This is a genomic window from Aquimarina sp. RZ0, from assembly GCF_008370685.1.
Lineage (GTDB): Bacteria > Bacteroidota > Bacteroidia > Flavobacteriales > Flavobacteriaceae > Aquimarina.
Window position 1 is genome coordinate 1 of record NZ_VTZU01000185.1, and the last position, 2220, is coordinate 2220.

The 2220-nt window shown below is 32.1% G+C and carries 2 protein-coding genes; both read right to left on the bottom strand.

All coding sequences use genetic code 11. The annotated features are described in order from the left end of the window. On the bottom strand, positions 1-464 hold a 464-nt coding region (locus F0000_RS27075), incomplete at its 3' end, for a M12 family metallopeptidase (RefSeq protein ID WP_255452917.1). A 1051-nt stretch (positions 465-1515) separates the two neighbouring features. Continuing rightward, positions 1516-2220 (bottom strand): M12 family metallopeptidase (locus tag F0000_RS27080; RefSeq protein WP_188112316.1); only part of this gene is annotated, 705 nt, incomplete at its 5' end.

Below are 2220 nucleotides of genomic sequence, written 5' to 3' on the forward strand. Positions count from 1 at the left end.
ACAAAAGATGAACAACCACTTCCTTTTTGGAAAAAGATATAAGCACCTTGGTTTGTTCTTTTTACAAATCGCAAAGCTGTCTTGGATTCCCAATGTCTGATGGCATCGGTTATTCTTCGTTGATTAGGCATTCCGTTCTGAATCTCATAATACACCGTATTATTGGGCCATCTGCCACCGGTTCTACCTGCACTCCTAACAGCACCATCAGATTCATCTGTATAAAACAGCATATCACCTATAACTGATACATTTTTTTCTCCAAAATTTTCTGCAATTACTGTTTCGTCGTTTAATTTCAAGGAATGTAGTGTTCCTTCTCTACCAGGATATGCCTCTTCTGTAGCAAATCCTTCTCCTTGCGAAGGTTCATCCTGGAATGTTTCTGTTTCACAGCCTACAAAAATTAAACATACAGCTGTCATAATCAGGGAAGTTAGCCCGATTTTGAAATAATTTTTCATAATTCTTAAAATTAAGTTTGTGTTTAATCAGAAAAACTACAAAATCTTTTTTTACTTGTTCATGTTTTTTTAAACTTTTCGATCTTTTTAAGAAAAACAGGGTGATAAGTAATGTATACTCTTTATTACCCCTACAACTGTAAGAAAAAAGAAGTAAGTATACAGAATATTCTCTTACAATTGTAAATGTTCAAAAAAAATCAGTACAGCCTCTTTTTTGATTTTGGGTATTTTATTAATAGTTGTTTTATACGATTTGTGATTAAAAAATTCGTATAAATTCATTGAATTATTTTTTCTTTATGCAAGGCAAAAAAATCAAGCATAGCTATAGCTACGGTTTATTTTTTAAACGAAGTAGAAAGGAAAAAGAAACGATGAATACGCGAAATTTTTAGTTATAAATCGTATTATATAGTGAACTCATCTTGAGTACTGCTTGACTACAGAATTTACGTTTTGCACACTAATTTGTTGGTTTTTTTAACCAGGGCTATACTGAAAAAGAAACTATTTCATTATAGTACAAAAGCCAAAATTTTCGATTAAAAACCACTACGCAAGATGAGTTCAGTACTCCATTTGTTACTATTAAAAAAGAATGATTGAAACCAGATTACACGAAGCTATTATGTTCAAAAATTACTTTGTAGTTATATAGAGATTCTTTCTATTATTCTTCAAGATTTTGATATCATTTTCGATTCAAAATTACGTATTCAAAATATGCGTTATTCGTTTATACGTCTATCTAAAAGTAAACGTTTAAGGCTATGCTGATACCATCCTCAAATGAAATTAACTGCAAAAATCATTTCTTTTTGTTTCACACTTCGAATTAAAAAATAATTCGATTCAGTTTACGATAGTTTCATCTAAGAATTGTACCGCTATGAACAAAAAATTGTTGCTTTATATTTGAGTGTTTTTATAGTGATTATGCAAGATGTTTTTTTTATTATGCTTTTTTTTAAAAAAATAGCGCCTTAAAAAGACGCTATTTTCTATAAAATTTGTTTAAGGAGATGTATTAATTACACTCAAGTATGTACTATCGCAACCTTCTCCCATTGACTTTTACTTCTGCCAGGTGTAAAAAATCTGTATCTCTTAATTGAATTCTTACAACTCTACCTCTTGCATTTACGTTATAAGCTTTTCCTCTTCTTGCCTCTTCATTCACTCTGATAGATTTTATCTGTCTTCCTCCTCTTCTATCATAAATTTTGATATCAAAATCACTCAATCTATTTTTACAACAGTCAGCTCTGTTCCATATCTGAACATTTTTGATATCTGCGTTAACTCCAAGATCAACTTCCCACCAAGCTTTATTCTGCTTGTTAGTATGAGTAATATTACCTGTGTTGCCATCAACAGCTTTACCTGATCCATATCGATTAGTATCATTTCGATAAGTACTCGATTGAAAAGAAGATTTACCAGCCGCAAGATCAGTTGTGTTCCCTCCGTTTCCGCCACCGCCTCCATTTCCAGGATACATTTTATTTACCCCTATAACATCAGCATTCGATAGACCATTACGTTGTGTACGGTAAGAACTCCCATCCAACTTGGTGATTGTTGGCTGTCCGTTTTTAGAAAAAGATTTGGGACTATACATCATAATACTCCCAAAATCCAGGGTGTTTGTATATTCAGTACCATCACGACCTCTTTGTACATAGGTCTGAAAATTATGCTCTTTTCCGTTTTGTATATTTTGAAACAATACCCTTACAAATCGATCACGATC